This window comes from Sphingobium sp. GW821-FHT02B05 (assembly GCF_059421905.1).
In genome coordinates, this window is the sequence record NZ_JBWKVW010000001.1 from 1,396,825 (window position 1) to 1,413,311 (window position 16,487).

The following is a 16,487-nucleotide window of genomic DNA, read 5'->3' on the forward strand; positions in this document are numbered from 1 at the left end:
TTCGATGCTTCCGGCCTGCGCCCGCAAGAACGATGCCTAATGGGGCCCAATCGAAGCCTGACCAGAAACGTCCGGCGCATCAGCGGAGACATGCTCCCCATGCACGGACGCCCCGTTAGCGCAACCCAGATAGCTTTCCAAGCGGCCTATGGCCGCGCGCAGGCGCGAAGCTGCCCGCGAGTCGGTCACCGCGATATGGACGACATTATCGCGCCCCATTGCCATAGATAGGGCGTCGCGGTCCACAGGCAAGGTGATGCCTGCCAAATCCGTGCCTTCCGCTTCCTGTCCGACGCGCAGCGCCTGGTCCAGTTTGCGGTTGCCGTCGGCCGCCGCATCGGCCGCATGGAGCAGCAATTGCACCTGCCCCTTGCGACAGGCGACGTCGATTTTTTCAGAACCGGTCAGCAGCATGGACGCCCGCGCCTCCAGGCCCAGCCGGTCGAGCAGCGTCTTGCGCAGCCCCGACTCGATCATGGCCGGCAGGTCGGCGGGAATGTCGATCGTCCCGTCCTTGAAGGAACGGGCGATCGCGGCTTTCAGCTTGCCCTTGGCGATCGCGACTTCCAGTTCGGTGCGCGACACGCCGATCCAGGCACCCCGCCCCGGCGCCTTGGCACGGATGTCGGGCAGCACCTGACCTTCCGGGCCGATCGCCAGACGGATCAGCGTTTCGGGGTCGGCGCGGTCGCCGTTCAATATACATTTGCGTTCGGTCATGCGCGCCCCTCCGCCAAAACGGATGAAAGGGCAAGTCCAACGCTGTCGAGAGGCGCTATTCTCTCATCGGGGAGTGTCCGCAACATTGGCGTCCTCCCTTGCTAGAGTCGATGCGACAGCCCTCGGCATGCCCGGCCGCTGCATGCGCGACCGGGTGCAATATGCTGACAGGATGCCGTCTAAAGCCATGGAGACTTATGCTTCCTCTTCGAACCAGTGGGCGCGCGCGGCCATGATGATCTCATTGCCCTGCTCGTCCGACAGACCATAGGCCGCCAGGATGCCGCCCTTGTCGTCGCTGTTGCTGTCCGTCTTGCGACGGCGCTGGTCGACACGCTTCTTCTGCACCAGTTCGTCGGTGGCCAGGTCCGCCAGATCGTCCAGCGTCTTGATGCCCGCCTTGCCCAGCGTGACCAGCATCGCTTCGGTCAGGTGCGGAATGTCGGCCAGCGCGTCCTCGACGCCCAGATTGGTGCGTTCTTCACGAGCAGCAACCTCACGGCGCTCCAGCGCTTCGAGCGCACGATTCTGCAATTCGGCGGCCAGCTCCTCGTCAAAGCCTTCGATCGCCGCCAGCTCGTCGATTTCGACATAGGCGACTTCCTCCAGCTCGCCAAAGCCTTCGGCGACCAGCAGCTGCGACAGCGTCTCGTCCACGTCCAGTTCGTTCTGGAACAGTTCGGAGCGGGCGACGAATTCCTTCTGGCGCTTCTCGCTGGCGTCGGCCTCGGTCATGATGTCGATCGCCTTGCCGGTCAGCTGGCTGGCGAGGCGGACATTCTGGCCACGACGGCCGATGGCGAGGCTGAGCTGATCGTCGGGCACGACGACTTCGATACGCTCTTCCTCTTCGTCGATGACGACGCGGGCGACCTGCGCGGGCTGCAACGCATTGACGACGAAAGTGGCGGTATCTTCCGACCAGGGGATGATGTCGATCTTTTCGCCCTGCATTTCCTGCACGACGGCCTGGACGCGGCTACCCTTCATGCCGACGCAGGCGCCGACCGGATCGATGCTGCTGTCGCGGCTGATGACGCCGATCTTGGCGCGACTGCCCGGATCGCGGGCGGCGGCCATGATGGTGATGACGCCGTCGTAGATTTCGGGGACTTCCTGCGCGAACAGCTTCTTCATGAATTCGGGGTGCGCACGGCTGAGGAAAATCTGCGGCCCGCGATTTTCGCGGCGCACGTTCAGCACGACCGATCGGATGCGATCGCCCACGCGCACGACTTCGCGCGGGATCTGCTGATCGCGGCGGATCACGCCTTCGGCGCGGCCCAGATTGACGACGACATGGCCGAATTCGACCGACTTGACGACGCCGGTGATGATCTCGCCCACGCGGTCCTTATATTCTTCATGCTGGCGCTCGCGCTCGGCGTCGCGGACCTTCTGGAAGATCACCTGCTTGGCCGACTGGGCATCGATGCGGCCCAGGTCGATGGCGGGCAGCGGATCGACGATGAAGTCGCCGATCACGGCGTCCTTCTTCAGCTTCTGGCCCTGCTTGAGGTCCACCTGTTTGAAATAATCCTCGACCACCTCGACCACTTCGACGACGCGCCACAGGCGCAGGTCGCCGCTGTCCGGGTCCAGCTTCGCACGGATATCGTTTTCGGCGCCATAGCGGGCACGCGCCGCGCGCTGGATCGCGTCTTCCATCGCCTCGATGACGATGGCCTTGTCGATCATCTTTTCACTGGCCACCGAATTGGCGATGGCGATCAGTTCGGCCCGATTGGCGGAAATGGCGTTGGCCATGGCTTTATGAACCCTTATTCTTCGGTTTCAAATTCATCCGCCCCATCGGAGGAAAGCGGCATACTAGCAGAAATCAGCCTGTCGGTCAGCACCAGCTTGGCGTCGCTGACAAGCGAAAACGGAATGACGACGTCGCCGGCCTTGGCGTCGGTGAAGAGGATATCCTCCCCCTCCACGCCATTGATGACGCCGCGAAAGCTCTTGCGACCCTCGACGATTTCGGTCGCGCTGATCTTCGCCTCATGGCTCGCCCATTCCATGAAGTCGGACAGGCGGGTCAGCGGCCGGTCGATACCGGGGGAACTGACTTCCAGGCGATAGGCTTCCTCGATCGGGTCGACCTCGTCCATCACGTCCGAAATGCGGCGCGATATGGCGGCGCAATCTTCGATCACGAGCTGCTTGGTCTTGGGATTTTCGGCCATGATCTGGAGCGTATATTCGTCGCCCGACCCGAAAAGCTTGATGCGCACAAGGTCGAAGCCCAAAGCCTTCACCTCAGGTTCGATCAGCGCGGTCAGTTCGGCGATGTCCGCCATGCAGTCTCCGACAATAAATATGCGTGCTTCGGCGATGCAGCATTCGCCGCCGCGAGCGTCCTGCCCGCGACCCTGACATGTTTGACGATGTAAGGAAGCAAGAGCGATATAGGCATGGTACGAGAAATCTGCAACATTATTCGTGCCCGATCATTCTATCGGAAATTTTCATATCCCCCGTCCGCCCTGCGCTTGTCGAAGGGCCGCTCTTTCTTTCAGGACGGACGGGGTCTCGATCAGCGCAGCCCGAACGGAGGATAGAATGTCCCGCACCTTGATTTCCGCCCTGCCCCTCCTCCTGATCGCCTGCTCGGGCGAAGGCGCCAATAGCCAGACCACCGCCGCTGGCGACAAGCCGTTCAAAAGCTCCGTGATCGCCGACTTCGATTCGCCCTGGGCCATGACCTTCCTGCCGGACGGGCGCGCGCTGGTGACGGAAAAGGCAGGCGAGATGATCCTGTTCGATCCGAAAAACGGCACCAAGATCCCGGTCGGCGGCATCCCCAAGGTGGACAGTGCAGGGCAAGGCGCGCTGATGGACGTCGTCCTCTCGCCGACCTTCGCGAAGGACAAGGCCGTCTATTTCAGCTTTTCCGAAGAACGCGATGGCTTGAAAGGCGTGGCGCTGGCCAGGGGCGCGTTCAACCAGGCAAGCGACGGCACGACCAAGCTCGACGGCGTGACCGTCCTCTTCCGCGCCAGCCCCTATGTCGATGGCAACGGCCATTATTCGGGCCGCATCGCCTTTTCGCCCGATGGCAAATATCTCTTCTTCACCAATGGCGAGCGGCAGAAGTTCGACCCCGCGCAAGACCCCAAGTCCACGCTGGGCAAGGTGCTGCGCCTCAACCTTGACGGCACGCCGGCCGCGGGCAATCCGCTCAGCGCCAAGGGCTTCAACCCCGCCATCTGGTCCTATGGCCATCGCAACCTGCTGGGCATCGCCTTCGACAAGGACGGGCGCCTGTGGGAACAGGAAATGGGGCCTAAGGGCGGCGACGAGGTGAACCTCATCAAGCCCGGCCTCAATTATGGCTGGCCCAAGGCATCGAACGGCAGCCATTATGACGGCCGCGACATTCCCGATCATGCGCCGGGCGACGGCTTCGAAGCACCCAAAGCCTGGTGGAACCCGGTCATTTCGCCGGGCGGCCTGCTTTATTATTCGGGCGACCTCTTCCCGCAGTGGAAAAACTCCCTGTTCATCGGCGGCCTGTCCAGCCAGAGCCTGGTCCGCGTGAAGCTGGGCGGCGAAAAGGCGGAAAAGGCCGATCAATGGGACATGGGCGCCCGCATCCGCGAAGTGGAACAGGGGCCGGACGGCGCGCTGTGGCTACTGGAGGATGGCGGCAAATCGCAGGGCCGGATGCTGAAACTGACGCCGGCCGGCTGATCGGACGCCTTTCAGGACATGGAGGGCGCCCTATATAGGGCGCTTCTCGTTCCCCGGCGAAGGCCGGGGCCAGTTCGACGCACGAAACTGGCCCCCGCTTTCGTCTCCATAAAAGCCGGAGATATCATGAGCGGACCCAAGCTGTTCGAGCCTTTCCACGTCGGCGACCTGAGCCTCGACAATCGCATCGTCATCGCCCCCATGTGCCAATATTCGGCCGTCGATGGCGAAATGACCGACTGGCACCTCATCCATCTGGGCCAGCTTGCCTTGTCGGGCGCTGCCTTGCTCACGATCGAGGCCAGCGCCGTCCTGCCCGAAGGCCGGATCAGTCATGCCGATGTCGGCCTGTGGGACGACCGGACCGAAGCCGCGATGAAGCGGGTGCTGGACGGCGTGCGCGCGCATAGCGCCATGCCCATCGCGATCCAGCTCGGCCATGCCGGGCGCAAGGCATCGACCCATGTCCCATGGGAAGGCGGCGCGCAGATCGCGCCCGACTCGCCCAATGGCTGGCAGACGGTCGCGCCGTCCGACCTGCCCTTCACACCGGGCACTCATGCGCCGATGGCGCTCGACCGGGCCGGCATCGACCGGCTGCGCGACGCCTTCGTCGCGGCGGCGAAACGTGCCGACAATCTGGGCCTGGACGCCATACAGCTGCACGGCGCGCACGGCTATCTGCTGCATCAGTTTCTCTCGCCCCTCTCCAACCGGCGCGACGATGACTATGGTGGCAGCCTCGAAAATCGGATGCGCCTGCCGCTGGAGATTTTCGATGCGGTGCGCGCAGCCTTCCCTGCGCACAAGCCGGTTACGATGCGCGTGTCGGGCACGGACTGGGTGGAAGGCGGCTGGGACATCGACCAGACGATCGCCTTTGCCAAGGCGCTGGAAGCGCGCGGGTGCAGCGCCATCCATGTGTCGAGCGGCGGCCTGGACCCGCGGCAGGAGATTCCGGTCGGGCCCAGCTATCAGGTGCCACTGGCCCGCGCCGTCAAGCAGGCGGTGTCGATCCCGGTGATAGCCGTCGGCCTCATCACCGACTTTGAACAAGCCGAAGCGATCGTCGGCACCGGCGACGCAGACCTGATCGCGATTGCGCGCACCATCCTCTACGACCCGCGCTGGCCCTGGCACGCCGCCGCCCATCTGGGCGCGTCAGTGAAGGCCGCCCCGCAATATCTGCGCTGCCAGCCGCGCCAGTACCGGCATCTGTTCGAATCCTGACCTGCCCCCTGCCCATGCTGTTCCCCGGCACAGGCCGGGGTCCAGTTCGACGGTTGCAACTGGGCCCCGGCCTGTGCCGGGGAACAGTTTATTTCAGACCAGCCGGCTCTGCTTCACCGCCGCTGCGATGAAGCTGGCGAAGAGCGGATGCGGATCGAAGGGCTTGGACTTCAGTTCCGGATGGAATTGCACGCCCACGAACCAGGGATGGTCGGGCCGCTCGACGATTTCGGGCAGCATGCCGTCCGGCGACATGCCTGAGAAGATCAGGCCGCCCTTTTCCAGTGCGTCGCGATAGCCCGCATTCACCTCATAGCGATGGCGGTGCCGCTCACTGATGTCGTTGCTGCCGTAAATGCCTGCCACGACGCTGTTGCCGTCCAGTTTCGCCGGATAGGCGCCCAGACGCATCGTGCCGCCCAGATCGGTGTCCGCCGTGCGCTTCTGCAACCCTTCCTTGCCCATCCATTCGGTGATGAGGCCCACGACCGGCTCGGACGTCTCGCCAAATTCCGTGGTGGAGGCTTGCGTGATGCCCGCCGTGTTCCGCGCGCCCTCGATACAGGCCATCTGCATGCCAAGGCAGATGCCGAAAAAGGGCACATTGCGTTCGCGCGCGAACTTGACCGATTCGATCTTGCCTTCCGACCCGCGCACGCCAAAACCGCCGGGGACCAGGATGCCATGCATCGGCTCCAGGCTGGCGACGATATCGTCCCCCTTCTCGAACAGCTCCGCGTCGATCCACTTGACGTTGACCTTCACCCGGTTGGCCAGGCCACCATGGCTGAGCGCTTCGAACAGCGATTTGTAGGCGTCCAGCAGGCCGACATATTTGCCGACCACCCCGATCGTGACTTCGCCTTCGGGGTTTTGCCGACGATCCATGATATCGTCCCACCGCGCCATTTCCGGCGCCGGCGCATCCTTGATGCCGAATGCGCGCAGCACTTCCTCATCCAGCCCTTCGGCATGATATTGATGCGGCACGGCGTAGATGCTGCTGGCGTCGAGCGCGGGAATGACCGCCTCAGGGCGCACGTTGCAGAACAGGGCGATCTTCTTGCGCTCGCTGTCGGGCAGCGGATGTTCGCAGCGGCACAGCAAAATGTCGGGCTGGATGCCGAGCGATGTCAGGTCGCGCACGCTGCGCTGGGTCGGCTTGGTCTTCAGCTCGCCGGCCGCCGCGATGTACGGCACCAGCGTCACATGGACGAAGATCGACTGGCCGCGATCGAGGTCGTTATGCAGCTGGCGAATCGCTTCCATGAAGGGCAGCGATTCGATGTCGCCCACCGTGCCGCCGATTTCGCACAGCACGAAGTCCAGGTCTTCGGTATCGGCCGTGGCGAACGCCTTGATCTCGTCGGTGACGTGCGGGATGACCTGCACCGTCGCGCCCAGATAGTCGCCGCGCCGTTCGCGCTGGATGATCGTCTGATAGACGCGGCCCTGCGTCACATTGTCCGACTGCCGCGCCGAAACCCCGGTGAACCGCTCATAATGGCCAAGGTCCAGGTCGGTTTCCGCCCCATCGTCGGTCACATAGACTTCGCCATGCTGATACGGGCTCATCGTGCCCGGATCGACGTTGAGATAGGGGTCGAATTTCCGGATTCGCACACGGAAACCTCGCGCTTGCAGCAGCGCTGCGAGCGAAGCGGCCATAAGGCCTTTGCCAAGCGAGGAGACCACGCCGCCGGTGATGAAAATATACCGCGTCATGGGAAGAGAGGCTTAGCCTTTCGGAACAACAAAGGGCAAGCGCGCGAATCTACGCGCGCTTGAAAAAAAGATCGAAAGATCGACGGAAAGTTTAGTTGGCGAGCGGAACCGCGCCGTTCGCCGCCGGAGCGGACGCCGCGTTGCTGGCCACGCCAGCCAGCGGATCGGCGTTAGGCGCGGCCGGCGCAGCCTGCGTCGCCGGAGCCTGCTTCACCAGCGAGGTGTCGATGTCGCTCGGCGCGTGACGCACGGCGGCGATCACCGCCATCACGACCGACAGCAGCACGAAGATGCTGGCCAGCACCGTGGTCGAACGGGTCAGGAAATCCGCCGCGCCGCGCGCCGACATCAGGCCCGCCGGGCTGCCACCCACGCCCAGGCCGCCGCCTTCCGACTTCTGCATCAGGATGACGGTGACCAACAGGGCGGCGACGATCGCCTGAACGACGAGGAGGAAGGTGAACATGGCGACGATGGTCCGGTACAATAGGGTGCGTTGGCGCGCACATAGCGACGATGGCGCGCGGGGGCAACCATTGCAGGCTGCCTCAGCTTATACTGAAGGTCGTTCGTTTCGAGCGAAGCCGAGAAACGCTGGCACAGCGCTTACGGCTCCTCGACTTCGCTCGAAGCGAACGGAGCATGAATTATATCAGGCCGCTGCCGCCAGCTTGCTGTCGGCTGCCGCGATGATCGGCGCGAATTTCGCGGCAGTCAGGCTTGCGCCACCCACCAGCCCGCCATCGACATCGGCGATGGCCATCAGGTCGGCCGCATTGTCGCCATTCATCGACCCGCCATAGAGGATACGCACCTTGTCCGCCTCCGCGCCGATCCGACTGGCCAGCGCGCTACGCAACGCCCCATGCATGGTGGCCACTGCCTCGATCGTCGGGATGCGGCCGGTGCCGATCGCCCAGATGGGTTCATAGGCAACCGCCAGCCAGTCCGCAGCCGCCCCTTCGGGCAGGGAAGCGAGCAACTGGTCGGCCACCACCTGCTCTGCCCGTCCCGCGTCCCGCACGGCCAGTGTTTCGCCCACGCACAGGATCACGTTGATGCCCGCATTATGCGCGGCGACCGACTTGGCGGCGATGTCGGCATTGGTTTCGCCCCGCGCCTCGCGCCGTTCGCTATGGCCGGTGATGACCCAGGTGGCGCCGGCTTCGGCCAGCATCTCGGCCGACAGCGAGCCGGTATAGGCGCCGCTGAAATCCATATGGCAGTTTTGCGCCCCGATGAAGGCGGCGCCCCGCCGTTCGGACCCTGCCATGATGAGCGTCGCGGGCAGGCACAGGCCCACCTCCACGTTCGGATGCGCCGCCGCGACCGCCCCGATCGCCTCGACCTCGTTCAGATGCGCGCGCATCCCGTTCATCTTCCAATTGCCGACAACCAGCTTGCGCCTGCCCATCAAAGCGTTCCTTGTGATTATTGCTGCACGTCGCGCCCTGCCCCTTCGCCGCCGGGCTTTTACCCGCACGTCTCCCCGAAAGAACAGGATGCTGCCACAGCCGATGAACGGCGCTCACGCATTTGTCCAGTCCAAGCCTTGCCGCCGCGCGCATCCGCCCTTAAAGCGGGCCGCCACACAGCCGCAGTTCCGGAACCCCCATGCTTTCTGTCTTTCGCAGCTTCATCCGCTCCAAGTTCGGCGCGCTCATCGCCATCCTCTTTCTGGGGGTGATCGCCGCGGCCTTCATCATGGGGGACATTTCGAGCGGCAAGTTCGGCGGCTCCATCGCTGGCGGCGGGACCGCGGCCAAGGCGGGCGGCTATACATTGTCCGAAACCGAATTGCAGGATCGCGTCCAGCGCGTGTTCGAAAATGCACGCCGCTCCAATCCGGGGCTTCAGATCGGCGACTTCTTCGCGCAGGGCGGCGGCAGGCAGGTCTATGACCAGCTGGTCGCTTCGCTGACGCTGCGCGCCTTTGCCGACGATCAGGGCGTGCATATCTCCAAGCGGCTGGTCGATGCGCAGATCGCACAGATCCCCGCGTTCCAGGATGCGGCCGGCAATTTCAGCAACGACAGCTTCCGCGCCCTGCTGGCCCGCGAACGGCTGACCGAACAGGCGCTGCGCGACGATATCAGCCGCGAAATCCTCCAGCGTCAGATGCTCGCCCCCGTGGGCCTGGGCGTCAAGCTGACCGACAGCCTGGTCCTGCCCTATGCCTCGCTGCTGCTGGAAGCGCGCCAGGGTACGGTCGCGGCGATCCCCGCCATCGCCTTCCTCGACGAAAAGACGCCGAGCGACGCGCAGCTGGCCGATTTCTACAAGAAGAATGCCAGCCGCTACACCATCCCCGAACAGCGCCGCATCCGCTACGCCGTGATCGACGCCGATCGCTTCGCCCAGGCGGCCCAGCCGACCGATGCGGAGATCAGCAGCTATTACAACCAGAACAAGGCCGCCTACGCCGCCAAGCAGACGCGCAGTATCGAACAGCTAGTGCTGCCCACGCAGGCCGCTGCCAAGGCGATCGCCGATCAGGTGAAGGGCGGCAAATCGCTGGCCGACGCCGCCAGGGGCGCTGGCCTGGCTGTATCGACATCCACCGACCAGAGCCGGGAGGCGCTGACCGCGTCGGCCGGCAAGTCCGTCGCCGACGCCGTCTTCGCCGGCAAGCAGGGCGACCTGATCGGCCCGGTCCGTGGGTCGCTCGGCTGGCTGCTGGTGCGCGTCACCTTTGCCAAGGAAACCCCGGCCCGTCCGGTCGCCGCCGTACGCGACGACATCGTCGCCGCGCTGCGCGTCCAGAAGGAAAAGCAGCTGCTCACCGACTTCACCGGCAAGATCGAGGATGCGATCGCCGACGGCGGCACCTTCGACGAAGTGGCGAAGGATAATGGGCTGAAGCTGGAAACCAGCCCGCTGGTTCTGGCCACCGGCAAGCAGGTCAAGGATTCGGCCTTCACCGCCGGTCCGGACCTTACGCCGCTGCTCGCCCCGGTCTTCTCGATGAGTGCCGACGACGACGCGCAGCTGATCCCGATCACCGCCGACAAGCGCTATGCGCTGGCCGCGCCGGGCGAGATCGTCGCCGCCGCCCCGCCCCCGCTGGCAGAGGTCAAGCAGCTGGTGCTGGCCCAGTATAAGCTGAACGCAGGCAGCCAGAAGGCGAAGGCGCTGGCCGAGCAGATCCAGGCAAAGGTCGCCAAGGGTACGAAGCTGGCCGACGCCATTGCCCAGGCCGGCGTCAAGCTGCCCGCGCCCCAGACGCTGGGCGGCCGCCGCGCCGACATCATGCGCGGCGAACAGCGCCCGCCAGCCGAAGTCGCCATCCTCTTCTCGATGGCCGCCAACACGGTCAAGACCCTGCCGATCGGCCAGGATCGCGGCTATTTCGTGGTGCAACTGAACAAGATCGAGCGCGGCGATGCCAAGGGCCAGCCGGAATTGCTCAATCAGGTCCGCACCCAGCTGGGCGAAGTGGTCGGCCAGGAATATGGCCAGCAGTTCGAACGCGCGATCGAAAAGGATATGGGCGTCACCCGCAATGCCAAGGCCGTGGATCAGGTCCGCAGCGCGCTGGCCGCCACCAATAGCGGCGAACAGTAAGATGGCGGTTCATGGGGGGGCGACCGACGGCATCGCCAGCGCGCGCGCCGCGCTGGCGCGGGGCGAATCGGCGCTGGTGTGGAAACGGCAGATTGCCGACACCGACACGCCCATTTCCGCCGCGCTCAAATTGTTCGAGCCGGACCGGGGCGACTATCTGCTGGAATCGGTCGAGGGCGGCGCCGTGCGCGGCCGCCACAGCCTGATCGGCCTCGCCCCCGACCTGGTCTTCCGTGCCGATGGGCAGCAGGCGGAAATCAATCGCCACTGGGCCACCGACCGCGACGCCTTCATACGCCAGGACAAGGGCGCGCTCGACGCGCTGCGCGATCTGGTCGCCGAATGTCGCGCCCATATGGACCCGGCCCTGCCCGCCGCGCTCGCCTGCCTCGTCGGCTATTTCGGTTACGAAACGGTCGGGCTGGTCGAAAAGCTGCCCCGTCCCGCCGCCAACGACATCGGCGTGCCCGACATGCTGTTCGTGCGGCCCACCGTCATCCTGGTCTTCGATCGGCTGGCCGACGCCCTCTATCTGGTCGCGCCAGTATGGAAGGGCAGCTTCGCCGATGCGGACAAGGCCATCGAAGCCGCGCTGGAGCGGATCGACGCCACCGCAGCCCGCCTGGCTGCGCCGCTGCCCGCCGTCCCTGCGCCTGCCGACATCGCCGACGTGGACGTCACCCCGGTGCTGCAACCGGGCCGCTATGAAGCGATGGTCGATCGCGCAAAGGAATATATCGTCGCCGGCGACATCTTCCAGGTCGTGATGGCGCAACGTTTCACCAGTCCCTTCACCCTGCCGCCCATCGCTCTCTATCGCGCGCTGCGGCGGATCAATCCTTCGCCCTTCCTCTATTATCTCGACTTGCCCGGCTTCGCGCTGATCGGTTCGTCGCCCGAAATCCTGGTGCGCGCCCGCAATGGCGAAGTCACGATCCGGCCGATCGCCGGCACGCGCCCGCGGGGCAGGAACGCCGTCGAGGACGCCGCCAATCGCGAAAGCCTGCTCGCCGATCCGAAGGAACGGGCCGAGCATCTCATGCTGCTGGACCTGGGCCGCAACGATGTCGGCCGGGTCGCGTCCGCCGGATCGGTGACGGTGACGGAAAGCTACAGCGTCGAATTGTACAGCCATGTCATGCACATCGTCTCCAACGTCGTCGGCCGCCTGAGCGATGACAAGGATGCGATCGACGCCCTCTTCGCCGGCTTCCCGGCCGGCACCGTATCGGGCGCGCCCAAGGTCCGCGCCTGCGAGATCATCGCCGAACTGGAACCCGAAACGCGCGGCGCCTATGCCGGCGGGGTCGGCTATTTCGGGCCGGACGGCAATATGGACAGCTGCATCGTCCTGCGCACCGCCGTGCTCAAGGATGGCGTCATGCATGTTCAGGCCGGCGCCGGCATCGTCGCCGATTCGACCGCCGAATATGAACAGCGCGAATGCGAAGCCAAGAGCGGCGCCCTGCTCGCCGCCGCCCGCGAGGCGGTAAGCCTCGCCCGCGAAGCACAGTTCGGGCAGTAACCCCATCCGACCGTGTCGAGCCTCGACTGGCTCGCTGCGAACGGCCCGGTGCTTGAGACCCTGCGTTTACCGGCACGCCCGTCCTCCCATCGCGCCGCGCTCCGCCTGATCCAGGTGAAAATGGTCGCGATGGGCAGCATTGTAATCGGGCGACAGCACGGTCGAAAACAGCCCGCATGCCCCGTCCCGCACTGCGCGCAGGAAATCCGCGTCCTTGCCCGTCCCCTTCCAGTCCTTGAGCACGCTGACCTGACGCCCGTCCTTCAGCACAAAGGCCGCGACGTCGATCGCATCGGCCGTGGCATGTTCGCTGAAATCGCCCGCGCTGCGCCCGTACATCCGCCGGCAGCTATAACTGCCGAAATGGCGGATCGACCGAACCGGCTGGCCATAGACACGCTGGGCCGCCGGTTGCACCACCTGCCATTCCCACAGCTTCAACGCCGCGACCACCGGGCAGGATGGCGCCACGGCAGCAGGCGCCAGCCCGATCCCGCCCGTCTCCGCGCGCAACCGCACCGCATCGGCATAGCGACATTGGTCGGCACCGCCCGGCGCCACCGCGACATAATCCACCCCCGCCCGGTCGAGCAGGGCCCGACAACCATCGGCATCGCCGGTCAATGCCGCCAGCTTGCGCCCGGTAAACAGTCCGATCGGCTGGTCCAGATCCAGTTGCGTCCAGGGCAGGTCCTGCGGCCGCTGCCGCATCGCGCCATAGGCCAGCAGGGCAAGACAAGCGAAGGCGACCAGCCAGAGCAGGCGGCGCAGGGTCAGGTGAAGTCGTCGCACGACTCAAGCACGCCGGACCTGCCGCATTGGTTCCATGGTGACGGGATAGCCCAGATGATCGGGGATGCACAAATGCACCTCTCCATCCCGCTCCTCCTGCCACGGCCGTACCTTTTCGATCGGGTAGGCGGCCGCATCCGCGATCAGCGCCGCATAATCATCATGCAACGCCAGCCGCTCCAGATTGCGCCGCGTCGGGAACACCAGTCGCGCCTCCCCCGCCGCCGCACTGGCCAGCGTGTCGGCCGCGCTGCTCCAGAACAGCCGCACATTCTCGGTCGTGTCGACGCTGGCGACCTGTCCTTGGGGCGCGCGGGCAATATAGAATCGCGTGTCGAATATCCGCCGTGCCTGCTCGAACGGCGCGGGGTGCCATCGCGCAAAGAGCGTCAACGCATCCAGCGCAATCCCCAGCCCCAGCCGCTCCAGCATCTCGCCCAGCGTACGCCCGTCATGCAGCCCGTCGCGCAGCCGCAGCACCGTCGCCGCATCCACTGCGCCGGTCGGGCCGATGCCACTCATGCCGATGCCGGTCAGGCCGATGCCCAGGCCCGCTTCCTCGATCGTCTCGCGAATGGCGGCGATCCGTCCCGCCGCCTCGTCCGGCTCCATCTTATGGTCGATCCGCGCGGCCAGATCATGATCCGCCGCGTCCACCGCGCCGCCGGGAAAGACCAGCGCGCCAGCGGCAAAGGCCATGCTCGACGCGCGTTCCACCATCAGCAGTTCGGGCGCAGCGCCATGCCGGTCGCGCACGACGACCAGCGTGGCGGCAGGGCGGCCCTTATCTTCCGCCGCATCATTCTCATCTGTCATGGGACCTGCTCTACGCCCATCCGGCGCTGGCGGTAAAGTCCTTCGGATCAACCCCGTTGAAGGGGTTGGTGGAGCCTAGCGGGATCGAACCGCTGACCTCGTCATTGCGAACGACGCGCTCTCCCAGCTGAGCTAAGGCCCCCGAAGGAGCGCTGCCTATAGGATAGCGTTTTGGCCCTTGCAACAGCATTTTGCACAAAAACCCATGTTCAAGGCTGATCTGGATCAAGCCGCAGAAAAGCCCGGCATTTCCGACGCGACAGGACGCCCGATGGGCAGGACATTACCCCTGCGTAACGCCCGGAACGATGCCCCTGCCCGCTCATTGAACCCCCGTGGACGCCGCGTTGGCGTCATCCATAGAAGGAGAAGGACGATGGGTTACCAAGGCGGACGCCGCTATGGTGGCGAAGACCGTTATGCCGGCAATCTGGACCGCGGGGATCGCTATCGCGGTCAGCGCGACTATGGACGCGGCGACCAGGGCTATCGTTATGGCACGCGCGGCCAGTTCGGCGGCCCCGACTATCGCCGCCCCCCCAGCGACTATGATTATGATGATCGTGGCTTTTTCGACCGCGCCGGCGACGAGATTCGCAGCTGGTTCGGCGATGAAGAGGCGGAGCGCCGCCGCGAATATGACGAATATTATAATCGCCCCTATGGCGACCCGCGCGATCAGTCCAGCCGCCTGGGCTATGCCAGCGCCGGGCGCAGCGATTACCTCCCCAATCGCGGTTTCACGCCCTACAGCGGCGAACGCAGCGGCTATGGCAACGTCGATCATGGCAGCCGCGTAAACTATGGTCCGCAACAGGATTATGGCGCCCATCACGACAGCAATTATCACAGCTGGCGCCAGCAGCGCATCGAGGAACTCGATCGCGACTATGCGGAATATCAGCGCGACAATCGCGACCGCTTCAACAGCGAATTCGGCACATGGCGCAGCCGCCGCGGCGAACAGCGCCAGGCGATCCAGCAGGTGCGCGAACATCATGAAGTGGTCGGCAGCGACGGCGAGCATGTCGGCACCGTCGACAAGCTGCGTGGCGACCGCATCATCCTGACCAAGAGCGACAGCGATGCCGGCGGCGTCCACCATTCGATCCCGTCGAGCTGGATCAAGTCGGTCGATGCGACCAAGGTGACGCTGGAAAAGACCGCGGAACAGGCGCAGGACGCCTGGCGCACCGAACGTGAGCAGAACGCCCTGTTCGGCGAGCGTGATCGCGATCAGAGCGGATGGACCGGCGAAGGTACCGCCAGCAGCAGCTACAGCAGCACGCGCTATCGCTGATCCATAGTCTGGAACATGAAGAGGCCCGGTGGCGACACCGGGCCTTTTTGCAAGCCGCCTTGCGTTGACGCCATCACGGGTGCCAAAGCATCGCACCCTCCCCGCGCGAGCCTGGTGCCATGCCGACCATCATCCTGCTGATCATCTCCAACATCTTCATGACGATCGCCTGGTACTGGCATCTGAAGGGCGGGATGGACAAGCCGATCCTGCTGGTCATCCTCATCAGCTGGGGCATCGCGCTATTCGAATATTGCCTGGCCGTCCCCGCCAACCGCATCGGCTTTGCCAGCGGCTGGAGCGCGGGGCAGCTCAAGGTCGCGCAGGAAGCCATCGCGCTTATCATCTTCGGCGGCTTCATGGTGACGGTGCTGGGCGAACCGCTGCACTGGCGTCACCTCGCCGCCTTCGCCTGCATCATGGGCGCGGTCGGCTTCCTTTTCGTGGGCAGGGCCTGACGATCAGGATACGGGACGCAACGCCTCCGGCACCTCGTCCGCACTGGGGCCATGGCAGGCAAAGCGCGGACTGGCGCTATAGGTGCTGAATTGCTCCAGCGGCAAGGCGGTGCCGCAAAAGGCACATTCGGCGACCATCCGCCCGACGATCCAGTGCTGGCGCGTGCAGGACGGACAATGGTTGACGCTGTTCGCATGATAAAGCGGGCTGAAACCGGTGGTGAAGGGCGGCTGCGCCGTGCGGGAAGCGGTCTGCATGGGCCTTGTCCTCATATTGCCTGTGAAAACAACGCATGAGACTCAAAAGGTATCACTCGCGAACCGAATGACCGCCACTTGCCACCCGGCGGAACTTTCGCCGCCGCGAAACGCTCCCCTCCCGCAACAGCGGAGATGCTTCATGAAGAATGTAATCGGCACAGTCATCGGCGCAGCCATTGATCGCAAGGATGGCGACAGCGGCGTAAAGGGCGCGATCCTGGGCTATATCACGACCGGCGCCATCAAGACGGTCGCGAAAGTCGGCACGCTGGCCGCGGTCGGCTATGGCGTCTTCAGCTTCGCCCGCAACCGCGCCCGCAGCTAAACCAATCGGTCAGACCGGGTTGAAGGCTGTGCCGCGAAACATCGGCATGGCCCTTCCCTCTCGGTTCCCCGG

Annotated in this window: 16 protein-coding genes and 1 tRNA gene; 7 read left to right on the forward strand and 10 right to left on the reverse strand. The window is 64.8% G+C overall.

Annotation, left to right across the window (positions count from 1 at the left end; all coding sequences use genetic code 11):
• Window positions 1-36: 36 nt before the first annotated feature.
• The 3 genes from AC07UX_RS07050 to rimP form a co-directional block, all read right to left on the reverse strand.
• Window positions 37-720: a DUF448 domain-containing protein gene (locus AC07UX_RS07050; protein WP_495191221.1), complete on the reverse strand. Its 684-nt coding sequence runs from the start codon at window positions 718-720 to the stop codon at window positions 37-39.
• Between the two features lie 195 nt (window positions 721-915).
• Window positions 916-2,487 (reverse strand): transcription termination factor NusA, encoded by a 1,572-nt coding sequence (gene nusA, locus AC07UX_RS07055; protein WP_495191222.1) that lies wholly within the window; start codon window positions 2,485-2,487, stop codon window positions 916-918.
• A gap of 14 nt (window positions 2,488-2,501) precedes the next feature.
• The gene (gene rimP, locus AC07UX_RS07060; protein ID WP_495191223.1) at window positions 2,502-3,026 is read right to left on the reverse strand and encodes a ribosome maturation protein RimP; all 525 of its coding nucleotides are present in this window, start codon (window positions 3,024-3,026) and stop codon (window positions 2,502-2,504) included.
• A gap of 262 nt (window positions 3,027-3,288) precedes the next feature.
• On the opposite strand from rimP, the gene AC07UX_RS07065 reads away from it, so the two are divergent.
• Together AC07UX_RS07065 and AC07UX_RS07070 are read left to right on the forward strand one after the other, a co-directional pair.
• The gene (locus tag AC07UX_RS07065; RefSeq protein ID WP_495191224.1) at window positions 3,289-4,419 is read left to right on the forward strand and encodes a PQQ-dependent sugar dehydrogenase; all 1,131 of its coding nucleotides are present in this window, start codon (window positions 3,289-3,291) and stop codon (window positions 4,417-4,419) included.
• Window positions 4,420-4,545: 126 nt separating this feature from the next.
• The gene (locus AC07UX_RS07070; RefSeq protein ID WP_495191225.1) at window positions 4,546-5,649 is read left to right on the forward strand and encodes an NADH:flavin oxidoreductase/NADH oxidase; all 1,104 of its coding nucleotides are present in this window, start codon (window positions 4,546-4,548) and stop codon (window positions 5,647-5,649) included.
• Between the two features lie 93 nt (window positions 5,650-5,742).
• Here AC07UX_RS07070 and pyrG read toward each other — a convergent pair whose 3' ends face one another.
• From pyrG to tpiA, 3 genes are all read right to left on the reverse strand, one after another.
• Window positions 5,743-7,374 (reverse strand): CTP synthase, encoded by a 1,632-nt coding sequence (gene pyrG, locus AC07UX_RS07075; protein WP_495191226.1) that lies wholly within the window; start codon window positions 7,372-7,374, stop codon window positions 5,743-5,745.
• Between the two features lie 91 nt (window positions 7,375-7,465).
• Window positions 7,466-7,840, reverse strand: coding sequence for a preprotein translocase subunit SecG (gene secG, locus AC07UX_RS07080; protein ID WP_495191819.1), 375 nt, complete (start codon window positions 7,838-7,840; stop codon window positions 7,466-7,468).
• A 186-nt stretch (window positions 7,841-8,026) separates the two neighbouring features.
• Window positions 8,027-8,788: a triose-phosphate isomerase gene (tpiA, locus tag AC07UX_RS07085; protein ID WP_495191227.1), complete on the reverse strand. Its 762-nt coding sequence runs from the start codon at window positions 8,786-8,788 to the stop codon at window positions 8,027-8,029.
• Window positions 8,789-8,988: 200 nt separating this feature from the next.
• Between tpiA and AC07UX_RS07090 the strand changes: the two genes are divergently transcribed.
• A complete protein-coding gene (locus AC07UX_RS07090) occupies window positions 8,989-10,938 on the forward strand; it encodes a SurA N-terminal domain-containing protein (protein ID WP_495191228.1) in 1,950 nt (649 codons plus the stop codon).
• A gap of 1 nt (window position 10,939) precedes the next feature.
• Window positions 10,940-12,463, forward strand: a complete 1,524-nt coding sequence (gene trpE / locus AC07UX_RS07095) for an anthranilate synthase component I (RefSeq protein ID WP_495191229.1) — start codon at window positions 10,940-10,942, stop codon at window positions 12,461-12,463.
• 66 nt (window positions 12,464-12,529) lie between these two features.
• Here trpE and AC07UX_RS07100 read toward each other — a convergent pair whose 3' ends face one another.
• From AC07UX_RS07100 to AC07UX_RS07110, 3 genes are all read right to left on the reverse strand, one after another.
• Window positions 12,530-13,255: an extensin-like domain-containing protein gene (locus AC07UX_RS07100; RefSeq protein WP_495191230.1), complete on the reverse strand. Its 726-nt coding sequence runs from the start codon at window positions 13,253-13,255 to the stop codon at window positions 12,530-12,532.
• Between the two features lie 3 nt (window positions 13,256-13,258).
• The gene (locus AC07UX_RS07105; protein WP_495191231.1) at window positions 13,259-14,071 is read right to left on the reverse strand and encodes an NUDIX hydrolase; all 813 of its coding nucleotides are present in this window, start codon (window positions 14,069-14,071) and stop codon (window positions 13,259-13,261) included.
• Between the two features lie 66 nt (window positions 14,072-14,137).
• Window positions 14,138-14,213 (reverse strand) — tRNA-Ala (locus tag AC07UX_RS07110).
• A gap of 234 nt (window positions 14,214-14,447) precedes the next feature.
• On the opposite strand from AC07UX_RS07110, the gene AC07UX_RS07115 reads away from it, so the two are divergent.
• Entirely contained in the window at window positions 14,448-15,371 is a 924-nt protein-coding gene (locus AC07UX_RS07115) for a DUF2171 domain-containing protein (protein WP_495191232.1), read from the forward strand.
• A gap of 119 nt (window positions 15,372-15,490) precedes the next feature.
• On the forward strand, window positions 15,491-15,829 hold the full coding sequence (locus tag AC07UX_RS07120) for a DMT family protein (protein WP_495191233.1): 339 nt from the start codon (window positions 15,491-15,493) through the stop codon (window positions 15,827-15,829).
• A gap of 3 nt (window positions 15,830-15,832) precedes the next feature.
• On the opposite strand, the gene AC07UX_RS07125 is transcribed toward AC07UX_RS07120, so the two are convergent.
• Entirely contained in the window at window positions 15,833-16,087 is a 255-nt protein-coding gene (locus AC07UX_RS07125) for a hypothetical protein (RefSeq protein WP_495191234.1), read from the reverse strand.
• 142 nt (window positions 16,088-16,229) lie between these two features.
• Between AC07UX_RS07125 and AC07UX_RS07130 the strand changes: the two genes are divergently transcribed.
• Window positions 16,230-16,415 (forward strand): hypothetical protein, encoded by a 186-nt coding sequence (locus tag AC07UX_RS07130; protein ID WP_495191235.1) that lies wholly within the window; start codon window positions 16,230-16,232, stop codon window positions 16,413-16,415.
• Window positions 16,416-16,487 lie beyond the last annotated feature (72 nt).